We start from the raw sequence: 24332 nt of genomic DNA on the forward strand, positions 1-24332 counted from the left end.
AAGCGCATATGCGAAACCGCCCTCCCAGCGCACCTTGAGCGCACCACACTCAGATTCCCAGATTCAAAGATTTGACAATTTTCTTACGAGAGGACTACTCTTGCGTGCGGAACGGCAAAAACTCGCTGGAATGTCCGGCCGGGTGCGCCCCATATCCCATCTCTCAGGAGGACACAACATGCTGAAACCTTTAGGTGACCGCGTTCTGGTTGAAATCATCGAGGAAGCCGAGCAGAAGACGGCGGGCGGCCTGTACGTCCCTGATACTGCCAAAGAAAAGAGCCAGCGCGGCAAAGTGATCGCTGTGGGCAACGGCAAGGTGCTGGACAACGGCACCCGCGTGGCGCTGGATGTCAAGGAAGGCGACACCGTGTACTTCGCCAAGTACGGCGGCACGGAAGTCAGCCTGGAAGGCAAGAACTACTCCATCCTCGCTGAACGCGACATCCTCGCCATCGTCGAGTAAGCGGGCGCGGGCCCTGACCGGCTCGCCTCAGCTTCCGGCCCTTTTTCCCTCTCTGAAGTCTTTAAGGAGCACCCATCATGGCTAAACAACTCGTGTTTGATGAAGCCGCCCGCCGCAGCCTGGAACGCGGCGTCAATGCCGTCGCCAACGCCGTCAAAGTGACCCTGGGGCCCCGTGGCCGCAACGTGGTGATCGAGAAGAAGTTCGGTAGCCCCACCATCACCAAGGACGGCGTGACCGTCGCCAAGGAAGTGGAGCTGGAAGACAAGCTGGAGAACATCGGCGCCCAGCTGCTGAAAGAAGTCGCCAGCAAGACCAACGACATCACCGGGGACGGCACCACCACCGCCACCGTGCTGGGTCAGGCCATCGTGAAAGAAGGCCTGCGCAATGTCGCCGCCGGCGCCAATCCCCTGGCCCTGAAGCGCGGCATTGACAAGGCCGTGGCCGCTGCGATTGAAGAAATCAAGGCGCTGGCCGTGCCGGTCGAAGACAGCGACGCCATCAAGAAGGTCGCGGGCATCTCGGCCAACGACGATCAGGTCGGCGAAGAAATTGCCTCCGCGATGGACAAGGTGGGCAAAGAAGGCGTCATCACCATCGAAGAAAGCAAGGGCTTTGACACCGAAGTGGACGTCGTCGAAGGCATGCAGTTCGACAAGGGCTTTATTAACCCTTACTTCGTGACCAACCCCGAGAAGATGGAAGCCGTCCTCGAAGACGCTTACATCCTGATCAACGAGAAGAAGGTCAGCAACCTCAAAGACATGCTGCCCATTCTGGAAAAGGTTGCCCAGACCGGCCGTCCCCTGCTGATCATCGCTGAAGATGTAGAAGGCGAAGCCCTGGCCACCCTGGTCGTCAACAAGCTGCGCGGCACCCTGAACATCGCCGCCGTGAAGGCGCCCGGCTTCGGTGACCGCCGCAAGGAAATGCTGCGCGACATTGCCGCCGTGACTGGCGGGGAAGTCGTCAGCGAAGACCTGGGCCACAAGCTGGAAAACGTCACCATGGACATGCTGGGCCGCGCCGCGCGCATCCGCATCACCAAGGACGAAACCACCATTGTGGACGGCAAAGGCGAGCAGAGCGGCATTGACGCCCGCGTCAACGCCATCAAGGGCGAACTGGACACCACCGACAGCGACTACGCCAAGGAAAAACTCCAGGAGCGCCTGGCCAAGCTGGCCGGCGGCGTGGCCGTGATCCGCGTCGGGGCCGCCACCGAAACCGAACTGAAAGAGAAGAAGCACCGCTACGAGGACGCCCTCTCCACCGCCCGCTCGGCTGTGGAAGAAGGCATCGTGGCCGGCGGCGGCACCACGCTGCTGCGCATCATCCCCGCTGTCCGTAAGGCTGCGGAAAGCCTCAGCGGCGACGAAGCGACCGGCGCGCGCATCCTGATCCGCGCTCTGGAAGAGCCCGCCCGCCAGATCGCCGCCAACGCCGGCGAAGAAGGCAGCGTCATCGTGAACGCCGTGATCAACAGCGATAAGCCCCGCTACGGCTTTAACGCCGCGACCGGTGAGTACGTGGACGACATGGTCGCCGCTGGTATCGTGGACCCCGCCAAGGTGACCCGCACCGCGCTGCAGAACGCCGCCAGCATCGGCGCGCTGATCCTGACCACCGAAGCCATCGTCAGCGACAAGCCCGAGAAGGCCGCCCCTACGCCGGCCGGTGGCCCCGACATGGGCGGGATGGACTTCTAAACCAACGCAACTTCAGCGTGAACGGCACAGGTGCTGGGCCTCTCTCCCACTGCTGAACCCCACACGCCAGCCGCCCACCTTCTCCGGTGGGCGGCCTCGTTTTGGTGTTGTGGCTGGACTCTGGAGGTCCGCAACCGTGCTCCGATGTTCCCTGCAAACGGCTGTAGCAAAGACCCACGCTGCGGCGCTGGACACCACCTCCCTCAGCGCCGCTCTAGGCTCTCGTACAGAGTTTTCTCTTCAAAACGCCATCACTGGCCCGAGGCTGCCCCGCCGCATCAGCGCCCCCTAATTGTCGGGCAACTGGCGCACCGGCAGCTTGACCCAGCCCCGGCGCGAGAGCCAGCGCAGCGCCACGACCACCAGCGCGCCGCCACACTGCGCCTGAAACGGCGTGACATGCGGGTGAAGCGCCCAGACCGTCAGCGCGCCCGCCGCCGCTGCCGTGGCATACAGCTGCTCGCTGCGGTACATGATTTCCGGCACCTCGTTGGCAATCAGGTCCCGAATCACGCCGCCGCCCACGCCCGACAGCATGCCCGCAAACACCACGCCCAGCGGCCCCAGCCCGATGTTGATGGCCCCCAGGGCCCCCGACGCAGCAAAGAGCGCCAACCCCGCCGTATCAAACACCCTCAGGGTGCGTTCAAAGCGGGCCAGGCGCGCGCCAAACAGGAAGGCCAGCCCGGACCCGAGCAGCGCCGCCCACAGGTACGTTTCATCGCGCAGAAATAGGGGCGGCGTCTGTCCAGTCAGGGTGTCGCGGATGGCCCCGCCGCCCACCGCCGTGACGCAACCTAGGACCATCACACCCAGCAGGTCAAAGCGCTTGCGAATCCCCAGCAAGGCGCCGGACAGCGCAAACGCCAGCACCCCAATCAGGTCCAGGGCGCGCAGCCCCGCTTCCAGGGTCACAGGTGACCATTCCAGCTCATGCACGCTGCCCACTGTAGCCCTGGCGCGCGCCAGTCCAGGCAGGATCAGGTGGCCTGAAGCCCTACAGCGTCCAGTGTGATATACTCCCGGCTGTTGTCTCGCGCCTGTCCCAGTAGTGGGGGCGGTCCGAGAATCGCGCCCCGGCGAGAAACGCCGTGCGGCCCAGGAGAGACCAAAATGGCCAAGCACCCCGTTCCCAAGAAGAAGACCAGCAAGAGCAAGCGCGACATGCGCCGCAGCCACCATGCCCTGGTGGCCCCCAACCTGAGCGAGTGCCCCCAGTGCCACGCCAAGAAGCTCAGCCACCACATCTGCCCCAGCTGCGGCTACTACGACGGCCGTCAGGTGCTGGCGGTTTAACCCCCGCTCTTCAGCACAGCGCCTCCAGCACTGGGGGCGCTGTGCTTTATGCAAAGGCGTGACGCACATGGCCAGGAGAGCCACGTCAAAAGCGGCGCCCAGCGCCGTCCCAGAGGAACACACCGTGCCCGGTCGACTGGGCTTGACGCCGCGTGCATATCGGGGTATCCTTTTCTTATCACCGTCCAAGAAGGGCGGCTTTTTTATTGTGATTGACTCTTCACGCGCGGGCCTGACTAACCCCGTGAGGAAACTGGAAGGCGCGCCGCCGTAGCATCAGGTATGGCGACCCCTGACCCGGCCCGCTGGCGCCTGACCGAAAGTGGGCGGCGCCGCGCACGGCTGTGGATTACCGGGCTGGCCAGCGCCGGTCAACTCGGCGCGGCCCTGCTGCTCAGCCGCGCTGGGTCGGGGCAGATATGGGAACCGCTGCTGGGCGGGGTCCTGTGTGCCGTGGCCTGCGCGCTGGTGGCCAGTTCGCGCATTCCGTGGCGCTGGGTGGATATCGGGCTGTTGGTGGCCGCCACCCTGAGCGTGGGGGGCCAGCTGCTAACGCATGACACGGGCGCGCCGCTGCCCCCCAGCGTGCAGTTTGCTGGCGTCTTTCTGTTCCTGACTGGATTTATCGTGCTGCCGGTGGGCTGGGGGGCACTGTATGCCGGGGGCGTGCTGGCAGTCTACAGCGCCGTCCTGCTGCGCAGCGGTGACCTGACGGCCCTGTGGCAGCTGGGCCTGGCCGGGCTCCTCAGCGCGTACCTGTCGGCCTTTGGCCGTACCATCTCGGCCGAGCGGGCCGAGGCCGAGGCCTTCGAGCGCCTGGCTCTGACCGACCCCCTGACGGGGCTGGACAACCGCCGCGCCATGATGGCCCGCCTTCAGAAAGCCGCGCACACCGGGCAGCCGGTCACGGCGCTGCTGCTGGATATTGACCGCTTTAAGGGCATCAATGACCGCCTGGGACACGATGTGGGGGACGAGGTGCTGCGCGAGGTGGGCCGGCGGCTGCGCGCGGCCGTGGGCACGCACGGCGCGGTGGCCCGCTGGGGCGGCGAGGAATTTCTGGTTCTGCTGGACGGCGCCGCGTCGGCCCAGGCCACCGGACAGGCGCTGCGTCAGGCAGTGCGGGCCGCGCCCATGGCCGGCGGCGTGACCGTGACCGTCAGCCTGGGCGGCGCGGCGCTGCGCGAGGTGGGCACCGTGGGCGAACTGCTGAAACTTGCTGACGCCCGGCTGTATGTCGCCAAGAGCAGTGGCCGTGACCGCGCCGAACTGAGCGTGCCTCAGCTGCATGAAGTGCAGATCCAGACCCTGGCCTGAGGGTCAACACCCTGCCACCTGCCAGGGTCTACACCCCCTGCGGCCCCGCTGAAAAAGGCGGCCAGGGAACTTCTGACTAGAGGGTTTCGTACCTGGCCGCATGGAATTTACCTGGACAGCCAGCACGGAACGGGAACTGGACGCACAAGGGTCCAAGCTGCAAGTGCTGGAGTACAGCGCCGCGCCGATGGAGTCGCCAGTGAACGGCTACCATCAGCCCCTTTCGCGCCCCGGACGCTGGCGCCAGCTGGCCGTGCATGTGACAGGACAACCTGGGAGCGCCGTGCTGGAACCCGGCGCGCTGCAATACCTGCGTGGCGACCTCGACATACAGGCGGTCAACGCAGGCGGCGGCAGCGGTCTGGGTGGGTTCCTGCGCGGGGCGGTAACGGCCGCCGCCACCGGCGAAGGGCTGTACAAGACCGCGTATAAGGGTAGCGGCATCCTGTACACCGAGCCCACGCGCCTGCACCTTTTGCTGGGCGAACTGCGCGGCGAGTCGCTGATCGTGGATGACGGCGCCTTCGTGGCCTGTGTGGGCGACGTGCAGGTGGGCCGCCACATCAACCACGGTTTTGCTCAGGCGGTGGGCAGCGGCGAGGGCCGGGTGCAGCCCAAGTTGACCGGCAGCGGCCTGTTTGCCCTGAAAAGCCCCGTGCCGCCCGAAGAATTTCAGGTGCTGGAGCTGAACAACGAGACCCTGAAGGTGGACGGCAATCTGGTGGTGGCTTATACCGATGGCCTGGAGTTCAAGGTGGAACGCAGCGCGCGCGGCCTGCTGGGCAGCGGCAAAACCGGCGAGGGTTTTGTCCAGGCCTACCGGGGCACCGGCCGGGTGTGGCTGGCGCCTACCCTGCCCCTTCACCTGAGTTAAGCGCGGCAAGCATATGGAACAGACACGCGGCGGACTGGCCGCGTTGTTTGTTGCGGCAAATGAATAGGCAGGTACTGCTGAAGAACAGCAGACCGAACGGGCAATAGGTCAGTACGAACACGACGCTGTTCAATCCAGCTTCTGTGTGTTGTGGATGAAGCGGGAACCATGCACCAGAGCCGGGTGCATGGCCTTCACAGAGCCAGCAGGTGGGTGTCTGAATCGTTCCTCGGTGCGCTGCAAACAGGCCAGTGGGCGGGGCACCTCTGGGCCAATTGGCGCAGGACGGGCGCGCAGAGCGTCACTATGCTGAACATACGACCTCCCCGAGGTTCAATTGGCGAACCGACCCGGCTCGCTCCAGCCCCTGCGCGGCCTCCGCTGATTCGCCTGCCCGGACAGGCGCCGCCGCCCCACGCCCCTGTCTTCCGGCCTGCCATGAACATCCCCGACCCGCTGACCCTCTGGCGAGAGCTGGAGGCCGCCGTCCGCCACACCCTCACCCACAATGAACTGGCTCAGGGCGGCTTGCTGATCGCTCTGCTCAGCGCCGTTGCCGTGCAGGCCCGCAGCGTGCCGGCACAGACGGTTGGGTGGCTCAAGGGCCGCTTTACCGTCACGCTGGACGTGCAGGGCGACGACCCCGCCTTTCCGTGGCTGGCCGCCTGGCTGGCGGCGCAGCCGGTGGGGCGGCACCTGCGCCATCTGGGCGTTGTGACCCGCTTCAACGAGCAGATGGGCGGCCAGAACCTCTGCCTGGGCACCGACCGCGACGGCGACGAGGTCAACGTGCGCCTGGTGCCGCTGAGCGGCCAGGTGCTGCTGCGCTACCGGGGCCACTGGCTGCTGGCGCGCCCAGCCCGCACCCAGCGCCAGGCGCAGGGCCGAGCATCCGGTGGCTTTGACCACAGCCTGACCTTCCGGCTGCTGTCGGGCGCGCGCCACCTCATCCCCGACCTGCTGCGCGACGCCTACCAGGCCACCGCCGGGCAGGGCGACGGCCGCATTGAGATCCACGTGCCCAGCTACGACAGCTGGAGCCTGGCCGAACGCCGCCTGGCCCGGCCGCTGGGGAGCCTGATGTACGACGGCACGCTGCTGGAGAGCCTGCAGGGCGACCTGCACAGCTTTTTTCAGGACCGCGAGTGGTACGCCGATATGGGGATTCCTTACCGGCGCGGCTACCTGCTGCACGGCCCGCCCGGCAACGGCAAAAGCAGCCTGGTGGCGGCACTGGCCGGCACTTACGGCCTGAACGTCTGCGTGCTCAATCTGGCCACCCCAGAGCTGACCGACGACCGCCTGAACACCCTGCTGGGAAACCTGCCCCGCCGCGCCCTGCTGCTGCTGGAAGACATTGACGCCGTGTTCCTGGGCCGCGAGGCACGCGCGCCGACCGTCAAACTGTCTTTCAATGGCCTCCTCAATGCCCTCGACGGCGTAGCGGCGGGCGAGGGCCGCGTGACCTTTATGACCACCAACGACCTCGCCGGACTGGACCCGGCCCTGATTCGGCCCGGCCGCGCCGACCGGCATCTGCACTTGGGCAACGCCTCGCCCGCCCAGGTGGCCGGGATGCTGCGCCGCTTCTGGCCCGCTTGGAGCGCCGAACAGGTGGACGCCCTGGCCGCACGCGTGCCGGGCGGGCTGCTGAGCATGGCCCGCGTGCAGGAATTCCTGCTGGAACGCCGCGCTGACGAGGCCGCCGTGATGCGCGACTGGGCCGGGCTGGTGGGCACCCCCTGTCCCACCCGCTTAAAGCTGGCCGCAGCCGGCTGAGACAGACCCGCCGAGCGAGTGAGAGAGCGTAGGGATGCCGCGATATGACGGCGCAACCGGGAGGTGACCGTCTGCGCCGTCCTTGATCAGTGCCACTTGCCTGCACGCTCTAGTGCCCCAGCACGCGACCCCGTGCCAGCATGGGCCGGATGCTGAACGCCCTGGGAACCGTCTTGCTGCCCGTCTTCGTGGTGGCGGGGCTGGGGGCGCTGCTGTCCAGCCGGCTGCCCATAGACCAGGCCACGGTGGCCCGCCTGACGCTGTATCTGCTGTCTCCGGCGCTGGTGCTGAACGTGCTACTCACCACGCCCATCCAGGCGGGCGAAATCCTGGCCCTAGGCGCGGCCTACGCCCTGACGGTGGCCGGGTGCCTGGCGCTGGGCTGGCTGTGCGGTCTGGGTGCGCCGCAAGCCGAGCGGCGCGGCCTGATGGCAAGTGTCAGCCTCTGGAACAGCGGCAACATGGGCCTGCCTATCGCCCTGTTTGCCTTTGGCCAGACTGGCTTTGCCCAAGCGACCCTCCTGTTTCTGATGTCCTTTGTGACGGTGTATCTGGTCGCGCCACTGGTGTACAGCGCTGGCGTGCGGACCGAGGGTCAGCCGCGCGCTGGGCTGGGCGCCGGGCTGCTGAATATGGTGCGCTTGCCGGCGGTCTGGATGGTCGGCCTGGGGGTGGTGCTGCGGGCCCTGAACGTGACCCTGCCTACGGGTCTGGCCCGCAGCGTCGAACTGCTGGCCCAGGCTACGCTGCCGGTGGTCCTGCTGTCATTGGGCCTGCAACTGGGCGCGGGAGGTTGGCCCCGCTTGACCCGCCGTGTGTGGCTGGCAGTCGCGGCGCGGCTGGTGGGCGGGCCGCTGCTGGCGCTGGGGGCCGGCTGGCTGTGTGGCCTGGATGGTCAGGCGCTGGCGGTCTTGGTGCTGTCGGCCAGTATGCCCACGGCGGTCAATGCCCTGCTGATGGCCCGCGAATATGGCAGCGACGCCGAAACGGTGGCGCGCGCCGCCTTTTTGAGTACCCTACTGAGTCTCCCCACTGTGGCCGGGGTGGTGGCCCTGCTGCCCCGCCTGAACTGAAAAGCAATGCATAAGCGCGCCGCAGAGAACTGAGGATGGCCGTCCAGCACAGGGTTTTCCGACCCCTTGGTTGAGTCTTGACGTGCGCTGCATACCGCGCTATTCTTTTCTTATCACCGTCCGAGAAGGGCGGCTTTTTCGTTATGGGTCTCTGGCGGCCAGCTTGGACAGGAACCTGCCATAGAAGCAGCCTGCATACACTTCTTGCTCAACAGTCAGTTCAATGCCTTGCTGGACACGCTTTTTCAGGTTGTCTGGCTGGACTTGACCCCGGCTGCATACCGCGCTATCTTAGTTTTATCACCGCCGAAGAAGGCGGGTTTTTTATTTTGGTCAGCTTGCGGGCCTGACAGGCCGCTGTCAGAACGCCGGTACACACTAGAGGCAATGCGAATCCCTGGCTTTCGGAGTCTCCGGCAGGCGAAGGTGGAATGGCGGGTCAAGTACGGCAATCGCTGCAATGGCGGGCGCACGGGCCGGATCAAGGTGCGCGTTCCCAAGCCGCACCGGCGCGGGGCGTAGAGCAAGCCACCCGGCGCATGTGGACCAGAGGGAGCGGCCGGTAGGGTGACCCTGTGACCACCGACCCCGTCTCGCTGGTGCCCGTCACCGAATGGGCCCCGCTGGTGCCCGAATTGATGACCAGCGACCTGGCCCGCAGCCTGGACCTCTATACGCGCCTCTTTGGCTTCACCCTGCACTACACCCGGCCCGGCTTTGCCTACCTAAGCCTGGGTCGGGTGCAGTGGATGCTGGAACAGGCGGAGCCGGACAAGGCGTGGCAGACAGGCCCGCTAGAGAGGCCTTACGGACGCGGCATCAATTTTCAGATTCAGGCGCCGGACTTGGGCGCCCTCCATGAGCGGCTGACGGCGGCCAGCTACCCGCTGTTCCAGCCCCTGCACACCGCCACCTACGCCGAGGGCGACACCCTGCACACCGTGCGGCAGCTACTGGTTCAGGACCCCGACGGCTACCTGCTGCGGTTCACCGATTAAAGGCGCTGCGCGGCAATCAGGCCTGACAGCCGTTCCAGGCGGCCCCGCAGTGCCAGCAGGTAGACGGGCGGCGGGACCTCCTCACCGTAGGTCCAGGCCCGCACCCCGCCCTGCTCGCCCGCCAGCAGCTGGTCGAGCACCCGCAGCAGCATGGCGCGGCCCGCCTGATGTTCGGCCAGCAGCTCGGGCAGGGTCATCCCGGCCAGAGGCGCCGTGGTGCGCAGGGGCAGGCCGTCCAGCCGGCCTTCCAGACCAATTCGCATCTCCATCTGGATCTTGCGCTCCATGCCAATGGCGGCGCGCAGGGTCTCCTCGGCGCCGGCGGCCCAGCCCTGCGGGTCTAGGGGCGCGGGCGGCAAGTCGGCCAAGGCGCGGCGCACGGCGGCCAGGTCGGCGGTCGCCGCCTCCCGCTTGGGGGCGTCCAGGGGATGCGGTTCGGGGGCGGTCATGGGCCCCAGTCTGCCGCATGGGGCCGCTATGCTGCACCTTATGCAGCACACCCGCACCTGGTCTGACGTGTATGGCAGCGCCCGCGCCCTGTTTGAAGGCCGCGCCGGGGGGCACGCCTGGCTGGTCGCCGCGCCCCCCGACCTGGCCGCCCCGCTAGCCGAGGCCCTGGCGCGTGTGGACGGCAAGGGCCGCGTGGCGCTGGTGGTCCACGACGGTCTGACGCCCCTGCTGGCCGCGCTGAATGAAGAACAGCCGCGCGGCGTGGTCGTGGTGGCTGGGCAGGCGTTGGCCGGCGGGCCAGCGATGACGGTGCCCGAACGCTATGTAGCGGGCGACGGCGCGGCCTACCAGGAAGGAGGCGAGTTTCCGGCCTGGACGGGCGACACCGGCACCGAGGGCCCTCAGAGCGAATGTGCCCCAGCCAGTGCCGCCGCCCTGCTGGGCCTGCCGGTGGTGGTGACCACACCGGCCCAGGTGGCCCAGACCCTGATGGCCTGGATGGACCGCACCCCGCACGGCCGGTAAGAAGGCCCCCGAGCCCACCAGTGGCCAAGAGGAGAACAGCGCTCCTCTGGGCGGAGCGTATGCACGCCAGCCCGTTCCCGATGGAGTGGCGTAACCGACGCCATCGGCAGAGGACCGCCCGGAACAGTTGGCGTGCGCGCCGCGTTTTACACTGCCGCGCGTGAGTTCGCCCGGCCCCTCCCCTGCCCATCTGGACCCGGTGGTGCGCCACCTGTACGTGCACGTGCCGTTTTGCCCCACCATCTGCCCCTACTGCGACTTTCATGTCCTGACGCGGCGGGCCGGGCTGGTGGAACAGTACCTGGCGAAACTGGACGAGGACGCCGCGCGCCTCGCCGGCACCTACGCCGTGGACCTGGACACGGTGTACCTGGGGGGCGGCACCCCCAGCTTTCTGCGGGACGAGGAACTGCGCGCGCTGGTGGGCAGCGTGAGACGGCACCTGGGCTGGGGCCGGCGGGAAAACACCTTGGAAGTCAACCCCGGCACCGTGACGCCCGCCCGCGCGGCCCACTGGCAGGCGCTGGGCTTTGACCGCGCCAGTGTGGGCGTGCAGAGCCTACATGACCCCACCCTGAAGTTCCTGGGCCGCCAGCACGACGCCGCGCAGGCCAGAGAGGCCGTCTGCACCCTGGTGGGCCGGGGAATGCGGGTCAGCGGCGACCTGATTACGGCGGTGCCCGGACAACCGCTGGACGCCGATATCCAGGGCCTACTGGACCTGGGGGTGGGCCATGTCAGCGCCTACACCCTGACCATAGAACCTGGCACCGAGTTTGCCCGCCGGGGCGTCACGGTGCACGAGGATGACGAGCGCGCCGGCTTTGAACGCACCGAGGCGCTGCTGACCGCCGCCGGCCTGACCCGCTACGAGATCAGCAATTACGCGCGCCCTGGGCAGGAATCGCAGCACAACCTCGCCTACTGGCAGGGCCGCACGTATCTGGGGCTGGGGCCGGGGGCGGCGGGGCATTACCCGGCTTTGCCGGGGGTTGATGGTCGCAGGTTGATGGGTGATGGAAGGGGCGGGGTGGCGGATGGCGAAGTGCGGGTTGAGGGGCCAAGGGGCCAAGGAACCGGGGAGGGACGGGCTTCTCCAAAGTCCACGTCCCATTCACCATTTCCCACTCACCACTCCCCCCTCACCCTGCGCCGCACCACTCCCCACCTGCACGACTGGCTGGCGGGCGAGACGGGCGAGGCCGAGCCGATTCACCCACACGACTACGTGACCGACGCTCTGTTCATGGGCTTACGGTTGCGGGATGGCCTCAATCTGGCCGACCTTTCGCGGCGCAGCGGGGTGGATGTGGCTGGGCTGTACGCCGCGCCTCTGGCGGCCAATGTGGCGCGTGGCCTGCTGACCCTGGACGGCTCCCAGTTGCGGGCCACACCGCAGGGCTGGTGGGTGCTGAACCGCGTGGTGACGGACTTCCTAGAGGCAGCCCCTAATCACTGACCACCGGGAATTGTGAATCGCCCGCGTCCAGCTATGCGGGCAGGTGGGTCAGCTGGACGCTAGACTGGCCCCATGACGACATCCTATGACTACGACGTGCTGGTCATCGGTGCGGGGCCGGGCGGATACCACGCGGCCATCCGCGCCGCTCAGCTGGGGCTGAAAGTGGCCTGCGCCGAGCGCGAGGCCGTGGGCGGCGTGTGTCTGAACGTGGGCTGTATTCCCACCAAGGCGCTGCTGCACGCGGGCGAGCAGATTGCCGCCGCTCGCCACGCCGCCGACTTCGGCCTGACCTTCGGCGAACAGAAGCTGGATATTGCCAAGCTGAACGGCTGGAAGGACGGCATCGTCAAGAAGCTCACGGGCGGCGTGGGCGGCCTGTTCAAGGCCAACAAGGTCGCGCACCTGCAGGGCCAGGCCAGCTTCGTGGACGACCACACCGTCAAGGTCGGGGACAAAACCTACACGGCGGGCAGCATCATCATCGCCACCGGCTCAGAACCCGCCAAACTGCCGGGGCTGGAGGTGGACCAGCAGGCCATCGTGGATTCTACGGGCGCCCTGGTCATGCCGGACCCGGTGCCCGCCCGCATGCTGTGCGTGGGCGGCGGGGTCATTGGTTTTGAGTTCGCGCATGTGTACAACAACATGGGCACCAAGGTCAAAGTCATCGAGTTCCTGCCCGCCATCATTCCGGGCGCCGACGCCGACGCCGTCAAGGAATTTCAGAAGGCCATGAAAAAGCAGGGCATCGAGATTGCCGTGCAGACCAAGGCCAACAAAGCCGAGAAAAAGGCCGACGGCATTCATGTCGAACTGGAAGACGTCAAGACCGGCGCCAAGACCGTGGAGGTCTTTGACCGCGTGCTGGTCGCCGTAGGCCGCCGCCCGCGCACCGACGGCCTGAACGCCCAGGCAGCGGGCGTCACCGTGACCGAGCGCGGCTTTATTCCCGCCGACAGCCGGCAACGCACCAACGTGCCGCACATCTACTCCATCGGCGACGTGGCCAGCAATCCCATGCTGGCGCACAAGGCCATGAAAGAAGGACTGGTGGCGGCTGAAGTAATTGCCGGCAAGCCCGCTGAGCAGGACGCCGTGGCTATTCCCGGCGTGGTATACACCAGCCCCGAACTGGCCTGGGTGGGCCTGACCGAGCAGGAAGCGAAAGACAAGGGCTATGAGGTCAAGACCGGCGTGTTCCCCCTGTCGGCCTCGGGCCGCGCCATGACGCTGCAGCAGACCGACGGCTTCGTGAAAATGGTCGTGGAAAAAGACACGGACCTGCTGTTGGGCGTGCACATTGTGGGGCCACATGCCAGCGACCTGCTGGGCGAGGCGGGCCTGGCGCTGGAAATGGCCGCCACCGCGTCCGACATTGCCCTGACCATCCACGCGCACCCCACCCTGGGCGAGAGCGTGCTGGAAGCGGCCGAGGCCGTCCACAAGCAGGCCATTCACATCATGAACCGCTGAGAGGCAGCTCGCCTTCGTCCCCAGACCAATTGGCTGGGGACTTTTCTCTTCGGTAGACGAGAGAACGAGACTCGCGCCTCATACGGATTCCCTCTGTAACGCCAACAACCCAGCATCCCACTGGGTTGCCAACTCCACGCCCGGAACCCGTTTTTCTCCCACTCGCTCCGCTCGAATTGAATCGTTTTTGTAAACAATTCAATCGGAGTTCGCATCAGACAGAATCCAGCTGCACCGCTGACAAATTGGGAGGTCAAGGCTGGGTCACCTCTACGCCCGCTCGTCCGCTTGCTCTCTCGCCCCGCTTAGATTTCAGCGTTTGCCGGAGTGCTCATGACCTCTTCCCGCGCCCTCTACTTGATGACGTAGGGCCGCTCGCCTTCCCGGAACTCGTACCACACGCGCATGACGATGTCCTGCTCGGTGTTACCAAAGCGGCGGCCAAACAGGTTCATGCCGCCTTTGTGGCGCGCGTCGTCCTTGACGCCGACCCGCAGTTCAATCAGAGGCTGGGCGCCCAGAGCCAGCTGGTCGATGGTCGTGGTGGCGCTGACCTGCCGCCCATCGATAAACGTCCCTTCGCGGCTGATCTTGAAGCGTTTGAGAACCCCGTACTGGGTGTGGTTGAGTGGCCACCAACGCGGCGTAACTTTGCCCGGCACGCCACCAAAGTCGGCGGGGCTGGTCCAGGTCCCCAGTTCGGTGCCATTGACCCACACCGTGATGTCTGAGGGCCAGTCCAGGTCGTGTTCCGGGGCTTCAGAGCACAGTTCCATCGAAACTTCCAGCTCGGTGGCCTCGGCGCCGTGGGGCAGGTTGTTGGGAAAGTCGTAGCCCAGGGTGCCGTGCCGCATCCAGATAATCTGCGCGAAGACGTGCTCAGGCTCGAAAAACGAGCGCGGATCGTCCACCATGCCAATGAGCTTGGCTTCGGTGGCCAGGCCGCAGGTGGGCTGCACGTCCGAACGGCGGTAATTGCCAATCGGCATGGAAATCTCGACGACGTTGCTCTGGGCGCTGACCGCTGCGCCCGGCAGCTTAATCAGAATCTCCTCGTAGCGCTTGCTGATCAGCTTCTGCCGCCCGCGCGTTCCCGGCATGAACTGCACGTCCAGCAGGCCCGCGTCTTCTAAGGTCTTGATATTGAAGTTAACGGTCGAGGCTGGCAGGCCCATCGCGGCCGTCAGCGCGGTCACGTTCATGGGGCTGTGCGAGAGCAGGCTCAACATGGACATGCGGGTCTCGCTGTCCACCGCGCGGGCCACGCGCAGGGCTTCCTCGCCCTCGACAATCAGGGTGCGGCGTCCGGCAATAGGCATGAAACCTCCAGAAAATACCCACCAAAACTACAAGTTTAGTGGTGGGTTTTCAAGAGCGGCCTGATGGGCAAATCGCGTTGGGCTGGACACATCAAAGCTACAGGGCTTCCAGCACACTTAGACAACCCACCAATTTATTTGACTCTTATCAGCTGTTTTGGTACGTTTTTATTGTTCCACAATCTGTAATCGCAGGACGCGCAGCTGGCGTGCATCTGTTGACGGCTTCGGCGTGCCCCTGCCCGGAGGACATATGAAACGAACCACCATGGTGCTGGGCGGCGTGGCCCTCCTCCTGACCGGCACGGTGCTGGCCCAGGGCTTGCCCAAACTGGCGGTCAAGAAGACCTACCGCGTGGGCTTTGCCCAGACCGAGAGCAACAACCCCTGGCGCCTGGCCCAGACCAAGAGCATGCAGGACGAGGCCCGGCGCCTGGGCCATCAGCTGGTGTACACCGACGCCGCTGGTTCTACGGCCAAGCAAGTGGCCGACGTGCGCTCCATGATCGCGCAGAAGGTGGACGCCATCTTCCTGTCGCCGCGTGAAGACAAGCCGCTGGCCCCCGTGGTCAAAGAGGCCGCCAAAGCAGGCATTCCGGTGATTCTGCTCGACCGCAACATTGACCCCGCGCTGGCAAAAGCCGGCACCGACTACGTCACCTTTATCGGGTCGGACTTTGTTCAGGAAGGGCAGCGCGTCGCCAACTGGCTGGTCAAGAACGCCAAGGGCAAGACCAACATCATTGAGCTGGAAGGCACCACCGGCTCCAGCCCCGCCAACGACCGCAAGAAGGGCTTTGACGACGTGATTCGTAAGAACCCGCAGTTCAAGATTCTGGCCAGCCAGACCGGCAACTTTGCCCGCGACACGGGCCGACAGGTCGCCGAAACGCTGCTGCAGGCCAACCCCACCGCCAACGTGATCTACGCCCACAACGACGAAATGGCGATTGGCGCTGTGTCGGCCATCCGGGCGGCGGGCAAACGCCCCGGCGTGGACATCATCGTGCTGTCTATTGACGGCGGCAAGGAAGCCGTGCAGATGGTCGTGGACGGCAGCATCAACTACGTTGTGGAATGCAACCCGCGCTTTGGGCCCGCCGCCTTCAAGACCCTGGCCGGTTACGCCGCCGGGCAGAAGTACCCCGCCAAGGTGATCAACGCCGACCGCGATTACACCCCGCAGAACGCCAAAGCTGGCCTGGCCAGCGCGTACTAACTTCTTTCTCCGGTCACCTGCACAGCGCCCCTAAGGTTGGTGCCGCGCAGGTGGCCGGAGCTGTTCAGGAGGTCTGTGTTTCCTTGAGCCAGTCGCCCGTTTCTTCCCTGCCGCTACTAGACATGCAGGACATCCGCAAAGCCTTCGCCGGCGTTCCGGCGCTGGACCGCGCGTCGCTGACGGTTGGCCCCGGCGAGGTTCACGCCCTGATCGGCCAGAACGGCGCGGGCAAAAGCACGCTGATTAAAGTGCTGACGGGGGCCTACCGGCGCGACGCCGGGCAGGTCACGTTTGCCGGCGCGGCGGTGGATTTTCCCAGCCCGCTGGCCGCGCAGCGCGGCGGCATTGCCACCATTTACCAGGAAGTCAATCTGGTGCCGCTGCGCAGCGTGGCCGAGAACATCATGCTGGGCCGCGAGCCGCGCCGCTTTGGCCTGATTGATTGGCGCGCGCTGAACGACCGCGCCCGGCAGGCCCTGAGCGACCTGGGCCTGACCCTGGAGGTCACGCGGCCCCTGGGGGGCTACAGCACCGCCGTGCAGCAGATGGTGGCGCTGGCACGCGCGGTGAGCGTGCAGGCGCGCCTGGTCGTGATGGACGAACCCACCAGTTCTCTGAACGAGCGTGAGGTCGAGACCCTCTTTGGGGTGATCCGGGGCCTGAAGGCGCGCGGGGTGTCGGTGCTGTTCGTGTCTCACCGCCTGGACGAGCTGTACGAGGTCTGTGACCGCATCACGGTCATGCGCGACGGGCGCACGGTCTTCAGCGGCCCCATGACTGACGTGAGCCGGCTGCGGCTGGTCGAGCTGATGCTGGGGCGCGCCCTGGACAGCAGCGGCGCCCAGACCGGCTTTGTGCGGGGGCAGGCCAGTGACGAAGAACTCCTGAGCGCACGCGGCGTCACCCTGGGCACGCGGCTGCGCGGCGCCGGGGTGGAGGTCCGCCGGGGCGAGGTGGTGGGGCTGGCCGGGCTGCTGGGGTCCGGGCGCAGCGAACTGGCCGGCGTGCTGTTCGGCGCCGAACGCCCCGACCAGGCCCAGATCACCCTGCGCGGCCAGGCGGTGGACTTCCGGGCGCCGGGCGACGCCATTCGCGCCGGGCTGGGTTTTTGCAGCGAGGACCGCAAGGCGCAGGGCATCATTCCTGACCTGAGCGTGCGCGAGAACCTGACGCTGGCGCTGCTGCCGCGCCTGGCCCGCGCCGGGGTGGTGGACACGGCGCGGCAGGCCGAGATCGTGGACCGCTTCATGACCCGGCTGGGCATCAAAGCCAGCAGCGCCGAGCAGCCCATCCGTGAACTGTCGGGGGGCAACCAGCAAAAGGTGCTGCTCTCGCGCTGGCTGGCCACCGAACCGGACCTCCTGATTCTGGACGAGCCCACGCGCGGCATTGATGTGGGCGCCAAGGCCGAGATTCAGCGCCTGATCGGCGAACTGGCGCAGGGCGGCTTAGGGGTGCTGATGATTTCCAGCGAACTGGAAGAACTGATTGAAGGGTGCCACGAGGTCACGGTGCTGCGACACGGCCGCCGCGTGGCGCGCCTGAGCGGCGAGGCCATGACCGAAGACGCCCTGCTGCACGCCATGGCCCAGGGCGAAGCCGACCCTGGCGCCGCCGGGGCCGCGTGAAGGGCGAGGTGCAGACCGTGCCGTCCAGCCCCGCCCGACCCGCCCGGCGCCCGCTGGCCTGGGGCGATCTGTGGGCCGACCTGCACGCCATCCGGGTCAGCCTGCTGATTCTGGCGGCCCTGCTGCTGTTTAACGCGCTGTTGACCCCCAACTTCCTGAGTGTGCAGACCCTGAACGTGAACCTGACGCAGGTGGCCACCACCGTGATTGTGGCGATGGGCATGACCCTGGTAATTGCCACCGGGGGCGTGGACCTGTCGGTGGGCTCGCTGATGGCCATCAGTGGGGTGCTGGCCCCGCTGCTGTTTTTAAATCCGGCGTTTGCGGGGGCGCCCGCCCTGGGGGTGGCGCTGGCGTTCGTGCTGCCGGTGCTGGCGGCCGGGGCGTTTGGGCTGCTCAACGGCGTTTTCGTCACGCGGCTGCGCCTGCAACCGATCGTGGCGACGCTGGTGCTGTATATCGCCGGGCGCGGCATTGCGCAGGTCATCACCAACGGGCAGCTCCAGAGCTTCACCCGCCCTGACTTTTCGTATATCGGGCTGGGGCGTCCGTTGGGGATTCCCTTTCAGGTGCTGCTGATGCTGGTCATCGTGGCGGTGACGTACTGGGCGGTGCGGCGCACGGTGTTCGGGCGCTACGTGCTGGCGGTGGGCGGCAACGAACAGGCCGCGCGGCTGGCCGGCATTCCGGTCGCCCGCGTCAAACTGGCGGTGTACAGCCTCAGTGGGCTGTTGGCAGGCGTGGCGGGACTGATCGTCATTGCCATCAATTCCAGCAGCGACGCCAATCAGGTAGGCCTCAATATGGAACTGGACGCCATTGCGGCGGTGGCCGTGGGCGGCACCCTGCTCAGCGGCGGGCGGGCGCAGGTGCTGGGCACGGTGGCCGGCGCCCTGATTATTCAGCTCATTCGCTACACCCTGCTGGCGCGCGGGGTGCCCGACGCCGCCGCCCTGATGGTCAAGGCCGCCATCATCGTGGCGGCAGTGGCGCTGCTGCAGCGCCGGGGAGGCCGCTCATGACGACCGCTGCTCCGCCGTCGGCGCGGCGCACCCGCACCCTGCGCCTGCTCAGCCAATCGGGCGTGCTGGTGGCCCTGCTGCTGCTGGTGCTGTTCGGGGCGCTGCGCTACGACGGCTTTCTGGGGGCCTACAACCTCTCGACGTTCCTGCGTTACAACGCCATGTTTGGTCTGATTGCCGTGGGCATGTGCTTCGTGATCATCACGGGCGGCATTGACCTGTCGGTGGGCAGCGTGGTCGCCATGAGCAGTGTGGTGGCCGCGCTGCTGAGCCCCCACGGCGTGGGCATCGCGGTCCTGGGTGGCGTCCTGGCTGGGGCGGCGGTGGGCCTCCTGAACGGACTGATTATCACGCGGCTGAACATCCAGCCGTTTATTACGACCCTGGCCACCCTGCTGGCCGCGCGGGGGCTGGCGCTGCTGCTGGCCCGCAACCAGGGCGGCGTGGGCCTGGACCCCAACAACACGGCGCTGGCGTGGGTGGGCCAGGGCGACCTGTGGCGGCTGCCGGTGCCGGGGGTCATCCTGGCTGTGGTCGTGGTGGCGGCGGCCGTGACCCTGCGCTTGACCCCCTTTGGCCGGCACGCCCTGGCCACCGGCGGCGGCGAGGACGCCAGCAGCCTGATGGGCCTGCCGGTAGACCGAATCAAGCTGGGCGTGTACGGGCTCTCGGGCGCGCTGGCGGGTCTGTCGGGCGTCATCCTGGCCGCGCAACTGGGCGCCGGGCAGCCCACCGAGGGCCTGGGCTGGGAACTGTCGGCCATCGCCAGCGTGGTGGTCGGCGGCACCCTGCTGACGGGCGGGATGGGCAGCATCTGGGCCACCCTGGCCGGCACCCTGCTGCTGGGCCTGATTTTTAACCTGCTGAACTTCGAAAACGGCCGGGGCGTGATTTCTCTGTCGCCGTACTGGCAAAGCGTGATCCGCGGCGGGTTTCTGCTGCTGGTCGTGGTGTTGCAAAGCCGCGCCGGAGGGTCCGGTGAGCCCTAACGCCCGCGCGTCGCCGCGCTGCTGACCCCACTCCACCTTCCAGCGTTGTCGTCCTATGGACGGCCCCACCGGCCGCCCTGCTGGTGCCGTGTGCCGCCTGTTTGCCTCTGCCGTTCCCTCTCCCCTGTCAGGAGGTTGCTCTATGCGTCCACTTCCGCTTCTTAGCCTGCTCAGTCTCTCGCTCATCCTGGCGTCGTGCGCCGGCACGGACGGGCATGACCACACCCACGCCCCCGAAACCCAGGCCAGCACGCGCCACAGCCACGACGCCCTGTGGCAGGCCCACCACCCCACTGGAGACACCCTTCAGGTCCAGCTCCCAGACCGCGACGCGCCCAGCACCGTGACTCTCAGTGGTGGCCACGCCTATCTGGGCGACGACATCATAGGGGATGTGCGCGGCACGGCGGTGGTGGGCCTGAGTGGGCAGACCATCCTGCGCACCGACCGGAGCAGCATTCAGCCCCTCAGCAGCGGCATTACCGACGCGGGCCTCAAGTGGCCAGGGGCCGTAGTGCCCTTCGTCTTTGACGGCAGCGCCACTGCCAACATCCGCACCCAATTCAACCAGGCGGTGCAGATTTACAACGGGCAGACCGTGGTGCGGTACGTGGCGCGTACCAACCAGGCCAATTACGTGCGGGTGGTGGCCGGTGACGGCTGCAGCAGCTACGTGGGCATGATGAGCACCAGTTTCAAGCCCAATGGCCAGGAAATTACCCTGGGCCGCGACGGCTGTGGCGTGGGCGCCGCCCTGCACGAAATGGGCCACGCGGCGGGTCTGGAACACGAGCAGCAGCGGCAGGACCGCGACAGCTACATCAACGTGAACTACGGCCTGATTGACCCGGCGTGGCGCAGCCAGTACGACATCATCCGCGACAACCGGGTCAATACCGCTTTTACCGGCTACGACGTTCATTCCATCATGCACTACGGCAACAGCCAGGTGAACGGCCAGTGGGTCATGACCAGCAAGCAGGGCGTGCCGCCCGAGCAGATTGGGCAGAACAACGGTTACCTGACCGACGGCGACAAGACCGCCTTCCGCACCATCTACGGCAATGTGAACGGGGGAGGCGGAGGCCAGGGCATCACCCTGACCACCGGGCAATGGACCTCGCTGCAGGTGGTCACGCCCGGCTTTACCAACCGCTTTCTGCGGCATCTGAACAGCCTGGGCTACACCGAGGTGGTGACCAGCGGCAGCAGCGCCACCCTGAAACAGGACGCCACCTTCCGCGTCGTGGGCGCGCTGGACGGCACCGGCTGTTACTCGCTGGAGTCGCGCAACTTCCCTGGCCAGTTCCTGCGCCACCAGAACAACCGCCTGCGGATTGACCGCAACGACGGCAGCGACCTGATGCGCCGCGACGCGACCTTCTGCGCGCAGACCGGCCTGGCGGGCTTAGGCGGCGTGAGTTTCGTGTCGCGCAACATCAATAACGCCTACATTCGCCACCGCAACGGCGAGGTGTGGCTAGATGTGAACGACGGCAGCACGGCCTTTAAGCAGGACGCCAGCTGGAACTTGGCCGGCGCCTGGGCACCTTAACAGCCTTTGACCAACGAACGGACCTGAACGCCAGCGCTTTTCGCTGAGCCTGTCCGGCAGCGCACAGCATACCACCGACGTTTCTCCCCTGCCCTTCCCATTCTGTGGCTCCCAAAAGGGCCGCCACCCTCCTCTTTCCCATGCTCCGGGGCGACCTCACGCGCCCCGGCGGGGCCGCTTACGCCTCTCCACGCCCTCTCACCCCGATCTTCTGGAGCTGCCACATGCACCCACCCGACCCCGCTTCTCCACCCCGACCGCTTTCGCGTCTTTTGCGCTGGCCGCTGGCCCTCGCAGCGGCCGCAGCCCTGCTGAGCGCCTGCGCCGGCACGCCGCAGCCGGCCGCCACCGCCGAGCTGCCCGAGCCGCCTGCCATGGCCAGCGCCACCCCACCCACGCTGGGCGCCCTGGCCCTGCAGCCCAAGACGCCGCCCATCAGCACGCCGTGGACCGCGCAGGTGTCCACCACCAACCCCCTGCCGGAGTACCCGCGCCCGCAGATGACCCGCCCCGACTGGCAGAGCCTCAACGGACAGTGGCAGTTTGCCAACGCCAGCGCCGGGCAGGCCCCCCCGGTGGGCCAGAACCTCGCCGAAACCGTGCTGGTGCCCTTTCCCATCGAGTCGGCGCTGTCCGGCATTCAGCGGCACCAGGACCGCATGTGGTACCGCCGGACCTTTACGGTGCCCAGCGGCTGGAACGGGCGGCGCATCCTGCTGAACTTTGGCGCGGTGGATTACCAGGCGACTGTGTATGTCAACGGCACGCAAGTTGGCGCCCACACGGGCGGCTACGACACCTTCAGCTTTGACATCACGGGCGCGCTGCGGGCCGGCTCGAACGAGGTCATCGTGGGCGTGTATGACCCCACGAACGCCGCCGGGCAGCCGCTAGGCAAGCAGGTGAATGTGCCCGACAACGGCATCTTCTACACCGCCGCCAGCGGGATCTGGCAGACGGTGTGGCTGGAGCCGGTCGCCGCGCCGCACATCACCCGCCTGGACCTCACGCCCGACGTGCCCGGCGGCGCCCTGAAAGTCACGGTGCGCGGCGAGGGCCTGAGTGGCCAGACGGTGCAGATCACGGGCCTGAATGGCACCACGGTGGTGGGGACGGTCAACGGCAGCGTGGACACCGAGTTGCGCCTGCCAGTGCCGAATGCGCGTCTGTGGAACCCGGATGATCCCTTCCTGTACAACCTGACGGTCAAGCTGGTCAGTGGCTCGACCACCGTGGACACGGTGCAAAGCTACTTTGGGATGCGCAGCATCGGCACCAAAGTGATTAATGGCTTCCTGCGCCCGGTGCTGAACGGCAAGTTCGTGTTTCAGCTGGGCACCCTCGACCAGGGCTACTGGCCCGACGGCATCTACACGGCGCCCACCGACGACGCCCTGAAGTCCGACCTGCAAAAGCACAAGGACCTGGGCTTTAACATGGTGCGCAAGCACATCAAGGTCGAGCCGCAGCGCTGGTACTACTGGGCCGACCGGCTGGGGCTGCTGGTGTGGCAGGACATGCCGTCCATGCGCATCGGCGTGAACCCCAGTTCGAGCGACCGCGCCGAATTCGAGCGGGAACTGCGGATCATGGTGGACCAGCACCGCTCCTCGCCGTCTATCGTCACCTGGGTGGCCCAGAACGAGGGCTGGGGCGAGTATGATCCCGCCCGCATCGCCGACGCCGTCAAGGCCTGGGACCCCAGCCGCCTGGTGGACAACATGAGCGGCTGGAACTGCTGCGGCTACGACGGCGGCAACGGCGACCTGGCCGACTGGCACGTCTATGTGGGCCCCGGCACGCCCAACCCATCTCTGAGCCGCGTCTCTGTGCTGGGCGAATTCGGCGGGCTGGGCCTGCGCACCCCCGGCCACGAATGGAACCCCAACACCAGCTTCAGCTACGAGATGCAGCCCAGCGTGGCCGCCTTCAACGACCGTTACCTGGGGCTGGTGCAGGCGACCCGGGCCCTGATGATCAACAAGGGCCTGAGCGCTTCGGTCTACACCGAGCTGACCGACGTGGAAAGCGAGGTCAACGGCCTGTACACCTACGACCGGCAGATTGCCAAGATTGACGTGGCCCGCGCCCGCACCGCGCACCTGGGCCTGATTGCGGCGTCCAACGACCTGCCCGTCAAGGTCACCCTGCCGCTGTATACCTACAAGTCCTTTCAGGTGACGACGCCCGGCTTCACCAACCGCTTTATTCGGCACCTGGACGGCCTGGGCGCGACAGAAGTGGTCACTGGCAGCAGCGCCGAACTGCTGAAAAAAGACGCCACCTGGCGCATCGTGCCGGGGCTGGCCGACGCCACCTGCTACTCGCTGGAATCGCTGAATTACCCCGGGGAATACCTGCGCCACCGCGACTCGCGCGTGCGACGGGACCGCCCTGACGGCAGCAGCGCCTTTAACGGCGACGCCACCTGGTGCGCCCGCAGCGCCCTGTCTGGCGTGGGCATCAGCCTGGAGTCTTACAACTTCCCAGGGCGTTACCTGCGCCACTACGACAGCGCGCTGTGGCTGGCGCAAAACGGCGGGCCACTGCCCAGCGACAGCACCGGCAATCTGGTGCAGGACAGCAGCTGGAACGTGGTTACGCCCTGGGCGCGCAGCGGCGTCACGCTGGCCAACGCCTACCAGTCTCTGCAAGTCACCACCGCCGGCTTCACCAACCGCTTTGCCCGGCACCAGAACGGCCTGGGCTTTACCGAGGTCGTCACGGGGGGCAGCCCGGCGCTGCTCAAGCAAGACGCCACCTTCCGACTGGCACCGGGCCTGGCCGACAGCCGCTGCACCTCTTTCGAGGCCCGCAACCTCCCCGGCCAGTACCTGCGCCACCGCGATTTCCGGATTGGGCTGGCGGCGAACGACAACACCGACCTCTTCCGGCAGGACGCCACCTTCTGCGCGCAGCCGGGCCTGGGCGGGGGCGGCGTGAGTTTCGAGGCCTTCAACTCGCCCGGCTTCTTCCTGCGCCACTTTGACAGCGGGCTGTGGATTGCGTCGGGCGGCGGCGCCCGGCCCAGCGACAGCGCAGGCGGCTTCAAGCCCGACAGCACCTGGACGATTGCCGCGCCCTGGGCGCCATAAGAGCAGCGCCCCTGCGGGCGGCATGACGAGGAACCGGGACCGGCTCTGTTCCGAGCCACGACAACCGGCCACCCGCAGCA

The 24332-nt window shown here is 66.8% G+C and carries 21 protein-coding genes; 18 read left to right on the forward strand and 3 right to left on the reverse strand.

Features of this window, described 5'->3' with window-relative positions; genetic code table 11:
• Nucleotides 1-178: 178 nt before the first annotated feature.
• Together groES and groL are read left to right on the forward strand one after the other, a co-directional pair.
• The gene (groES, locus tag GO986_RS13395) at nucleotides 179-466 is read left to right on the forward strand and encodes a co-chaperone GroES (RefSeq protein WP_157459804.1); all 288 of its coding nucleotides are present in this window, start codon (nucleotides 179-181) and stop codon (nucleotides 464-466) included.
• Nucleotides 467-543: 77 nt separating this feature from the next.
• Nucleotides 544-2178 (forward strand): chaperonin GroEL, encoded by a 1635-nt coding sequence (gene groL, locus GO986_RS13400; protein ID WP_157459805.1) that lies wholly within the window; start codon nucleotides 544-546, stop codon nucleotides 2176-2178.
• A gap of 288 nt (nucleotides 2179-2466) precedes the next feature.
• Here the strand turns inward: groL and GO986_RS13405 are convergent, their stop codons facing one another.
• Nucleotides 2467-3117 carry a trimeric intracellular cation channel family protein gene (locus GO986_RS13405; RefSeq protein ID WP_224572599.1) on the reverse strand — a complete coding sequence of 217 codons (651 nt, stop codon included), beginning with the start codon at nucleotides 3115-3117 and terminating at the stop codon, nucleotides 2467-2469.
• Between the two features lie 174 nt (nucleotides 3118-3291).
• Here GO986_RS13405 and rpmF point away from each other — a divergent pair, with 174 nt between their 5' ends.
• From rpmF to GO986_RS13435, 7 genes are all read left to right on the forward strand, one after another.
• A complete protein-coding gene (gene rpmF, locus GO986_RS13410; RefSeq protein ID WP_107137128.1) occupies nucleotides 3292-3474 on the forward strand; it encodes a 50S ribosomal protein L32 in 183 nt (60 codons plus the stop codon).
• 282 nt (nucleotides 3475-3756) lie between these two features.
• The gene (locus tag GO986_RS13415) at nucleotides 3757-4791 is read left to right on the forward strand and encodes a GGDEF domain-containing protein (RefSeq protein ID WP_157459806.1); all 1035 of its coding nucleotides are present in this window, start codon (nucleotides 3757-3759) and stop codon (nucleotides 4789-4791) included.
• A gap of 100 nt (nucleotides 4792-4891) precedes the next feature.
• Nucleotides 4892-5665 carry an AIM24 family protein gene (locus GO986_RS13420; RefSeq protein ID WP_157459807.1) on the forward strand — a complete coding sequence of 258 codons (774 nt, stop codon included), beginning with the start codon at nucleotides 4892-4894 and terminating at the stop codon, nucleotides 5663-5665.
• 438 nt (nucleotides 5666-6103) lie between these two features.
• Nucleotides 6104-7444: an AAA family ATPase gene (locus GO986_RS13425; RefSeq protein WP_198170671.1), complete on the forward strand. Its 1341-nt coding sequence runs from the start codon at nucleotides 6104-6106 to the stop codon at nucleotides 7442-7444.
• A gap of 149 nt (nucleotides 7445-7593) precedes the next feature.
• Complete coding sequence (locus GO986_RS13430; RefSeq protein WP_232337786.1) at nucleotides 7594-8517, forward strand: AEC family transporter; 924 nt, start codon at nucleotides 7594-7596, stop codon at nucleotides 8515-8517.
• Between the two features lie 387 nt (nucleotides 8518-8904).
• On the forward strand, nucleotides 8905-9039 hold the full coding sequence (locus GO986_RS23240; protein WP_255449350.1) for a hypothetical protein: 135 nt from the start codon (nucleotides 8905-8907) through the stop codon (nucleotides 9037-9039).
• A 53-nt stretch (nucleotides 9040-9092) separates the two neighbouring features.
• Entirely contained in the window at nucleotides 9093-9515 is a 423-nt protein-coding gene (locus GO986_RS13435) for a bleomycin resistance protein (protein WP_369409359.1), read from the forward strand.
• Here the strand turns inward: GO986_RS13435 and GO986_RS13440 are convergent.
• Nucleotides 9512-9964, reverse strand: a complete 453-nt coding sequence (locus tag GO986_RS13440; RefSeq protein ID WP_157459810.1) for a hypothetical protein — start codon at nucleotides 9962-9964, stop codon at nucleotides 9512-9514. The two genes, GO986_RS13435 and GO986_RS13440, sit on opposite strands and share 4 nt — an antisense overlap.
• Nucleotides 9965-10004: 40 nt before the next feature.
• On the opposite strand from GO986_RS13440, the gene GO986_RS13445 reads away from it, so the two are divergent.
• The 3 genes from GO986_RS13445 to lpdA all read left to right on the forward strand — a co-directional run bounded on the left by GO986_RS13445 (nucleotide 10005) and on the right by lpdA (nucleotide 13425).
• Nucleotides 10005-10490 carry a hypothetical protein gene (locus GO986_RS13445; protein ID WP_198170673.1) on the forward strand — a complete coding sequence of 162 codons (486 nt, stop codon included), beginning with the start codon at nucleotides 10005-10007 and terminating at the stop codon, nucleotides 10488-10490.
• Between the two features lie 160 nt (nucleotides 10491-10650).
• Nucleotides 10651-11949, forward strand: a complete 1299-nt coding sequence (gene hemW, locus GO986_RS13450; protein WP_369409360.1) for a radical SAM family heme chaperone HemW — start codon at nucleotides 10651-10653, stop codon at nucleotides 11947-11949.
• 72 nt (nucleotides 11950-12021) lie between these two features.
• Nucleotides 12022-13425 (forward strand): dihydrolipoyl dehydrogenase, encoded by a 1404-nt coding sequence (lpdA, locus tag GO986_RS13455; RefSeq protein WP_157459811.1) that lies wholly within the window; start codon nucleotides 12022-12024, stop codon nucleotides 13423-13425.
• 353 nt (nucleotides 13426-13778) lie between these two features.
• Here lpdA and GO986_RS13460 read toward each other — a convergent pair whose 3' ends face one another.
• Nucleotides 13779-14744, reverse strand: coding sequence for an ArsR/SmtB family transcription factor (locus GO986_RS13460; RefSeq protein ID WP_157459812.1), 966 nt, complete (start codon nucleotides 14742-14744; stop codon nucleotides 13779-13781).
• A gap of 253 nt (nucleotides 14745-14997) precedes the next feature.
• Between GO986_RS13460 and GO986_RS13465 the strand changes: the two genes are divergently transcribed.
• The 6 genes from GO986_RS13465 (at nucleotide 14998) to GO986_RS13490 (ending at nucleotide 24252) form a co-directional block, all read left to right on the forward strand.
• Complete coding sequence (locus GO986_RS13465) at nucleotides 14998-15963, forward strand: ABC transporter substrate-binding protein (protein ID WP_157459813.1); 966 nt, start codon at nucleotides 14998-15000, stop codon at nucleotides 15961-15963.
• Between the two features lie 83 nt (nucleotides 15964-16046).
• On the forward strand, nucleotides 16047-17591 hold the full coding sequence (locus tag GO986_RS13470; RefSeq protein WP_369409361.1) for a sugar ABC transporter ATP-binding protein: 1545 nt from the start codon (nucleotides 16047-16049) through the stop codon (nucleotides 17589-17591).
• Nucleotides 17588-18613: an ABC transporter permease gene (locus tag GO986_RS13475; RefSeq protein WP_369409362.1), complete on the forward strand. Its 1026-nt coding sequence runs from the start codon at nucleotides 17588-17590 to the stop codon at nucleotides 18611-18613. Before GO986_RS13470 ends, GO986_RS13475 begins: the two co-directional genes overlap by 4 nt.
• Entirely contained in the window at nucleotides 18610-19602 is a 993-nt protein-coding gene (locus GO986_RS13480) for an ABC transporter permease (protein WP_157459814.1), read from the forward strand. Before GO986_RS13475 ends, GO986_RS13480 begins: the two co-directional genes overlap by 4 nt.
• Before the next feature lie 142 nt (nucleotides 19603-19744).
• Nucleotides 19745-21157, forward strand: coding sequence for an AbfB domain-containing protein (locus GO986_RS13485; protein ID WP_198170675.1), 1413 nt, complete (start codon nucleotides 19745-19747; stop codon nucleotides 21155-21157).
• 224 nt (nucleotides 21158-21381) lie between these two features.
• Complete coding sequence (locus GO986_RS13490; RefSeq protein ID WP_198170677.1) at nucleotides 21382-24252, forward strand: AbfB domain-containing protein; 2871 nt, start codon at nucleotides 21382-21384, stop codon at nucleotides 24250-24252.
• Nucleotides 24253-24332: the final 80 nt, after the last annotated feature.

The organism is Deinococcus arboris (genome assembly GCF_009755355.1).
GTDB classification, from domain to species: Bacteria; Deinococcota; Deinococci; order Deinococcales; family Deinococcaceae; genus Deinococcus; species Deinococcus betulae.

Bases quoted from the DNA above. Each gene is read 5' to 3' on its own strand.
- GO986_RS13425 (WP_198170671.1), top strand. From the start codon at position 6,104: ATGAACATCCCCGACCCGCTGACCCTCTGGCGAGAGCTGGAGGCCGCC.
- GO986_RS13415 (WP_157459806.1), top strand. From the start codon at position 3,757: ATGGCGACCCCTGACCCGGCCCGCTGGCGCCTGACCGAAAGTGGGCGG.
- rpmF (WP_107137128.1), top strand. From the start codon at position 3,292: ATGGCCAAGCACCCCGTTCCCAAGAAGAAGACCAGCAAGAGCAAGCGC.
- GO986_RS13440 (WP_157459810.1), bottom strand. From the start codon at position 9,964: ATGACCGCCCCCGAACCGCATCCCCTGGACGCCCCCAAGCGGGAGGCG.
- GO986_RS13480 (WP_157459814.1), top strand. From the start codon at position 18,610: ATGACGACCGCTGCTCCGCCGTCGGCGCGGCGCACCCGCACCCTGCGC.
- GO986_RS23240 (WP_255449350.1), top strand. From the start codon at position 8,905: ATGCGAATCCCTGGCTTTCGGAGTCTCCGGCAGGCGAAGGTGGAATGG.
- lpdA (WP_157459811.1), top strand. From the start codon at position 12,022: ATGACGACATCCTATGACTACGACGTGCTGGTCATCGGTGCGGGGCCG.
- GO986_RS13485 (WP_198170675.1), top strand. From the start codon at position 19,745: ATGCGTCCACTTCCGCTTCTTAGCCTGCTCAGTCTCTCGCTCATCCTG.
- GO986_RS13490 (WP_198170677.1), top strand. From the start codon at position 21,382: ATGCACCCACCCGACCCCGCTTCTCCACCCCGACCGCTTTCGCGTCTT.
- GO986_RS13420 (WP_157459807.1), top strand. From the start codon at position 4,892: ATGGAATTTACCTGGACAGCCAGCACGGAACGGGAACTGGACGCACAA.
- groES (WP_157459804.1), top strand. From the start codon at position 179: ATGCTGAAACCTTTAGGTGACCGCGTTCTGGTTGAAATCATCGAGGAA.
- GO986_RS13430 (WP_232337786.1), top strand. From the start codon at position 7,594: ATGCTGAACGCCCTGGGAACCGTCTTGCTGCCCGTCTTCGTGGTGGCG.
- GO986_RS13445 (WP_198170673.1), top strand. From the start codon at position 10,005: ATGCAGCACACCCGCACCTGGTCTGACGTGTATGGCAGCGCCCGCGCC.
- GO986_RS13460 (WP_157459812.1), bottom strand. From the start codon at position 14,744: ATGCCTATTGCCGGACGCCGCACCCTGATTGTCGAGGGCGAGGAAGCC.
- groL (WP_157459805.1), top strand. From the start codon at position 544: ATGGCTAAACAACTCGTGTTTGATGAAGCCGCCCGCCGCAGCCTGGAA.
- GO986_RS13465 (WP_157459813.1), top strand. From the start codon at position 14,998: ATGAAACGAACCACCATGGTGCTGGGCGGCGTGGCCCTCCTCCTGACC.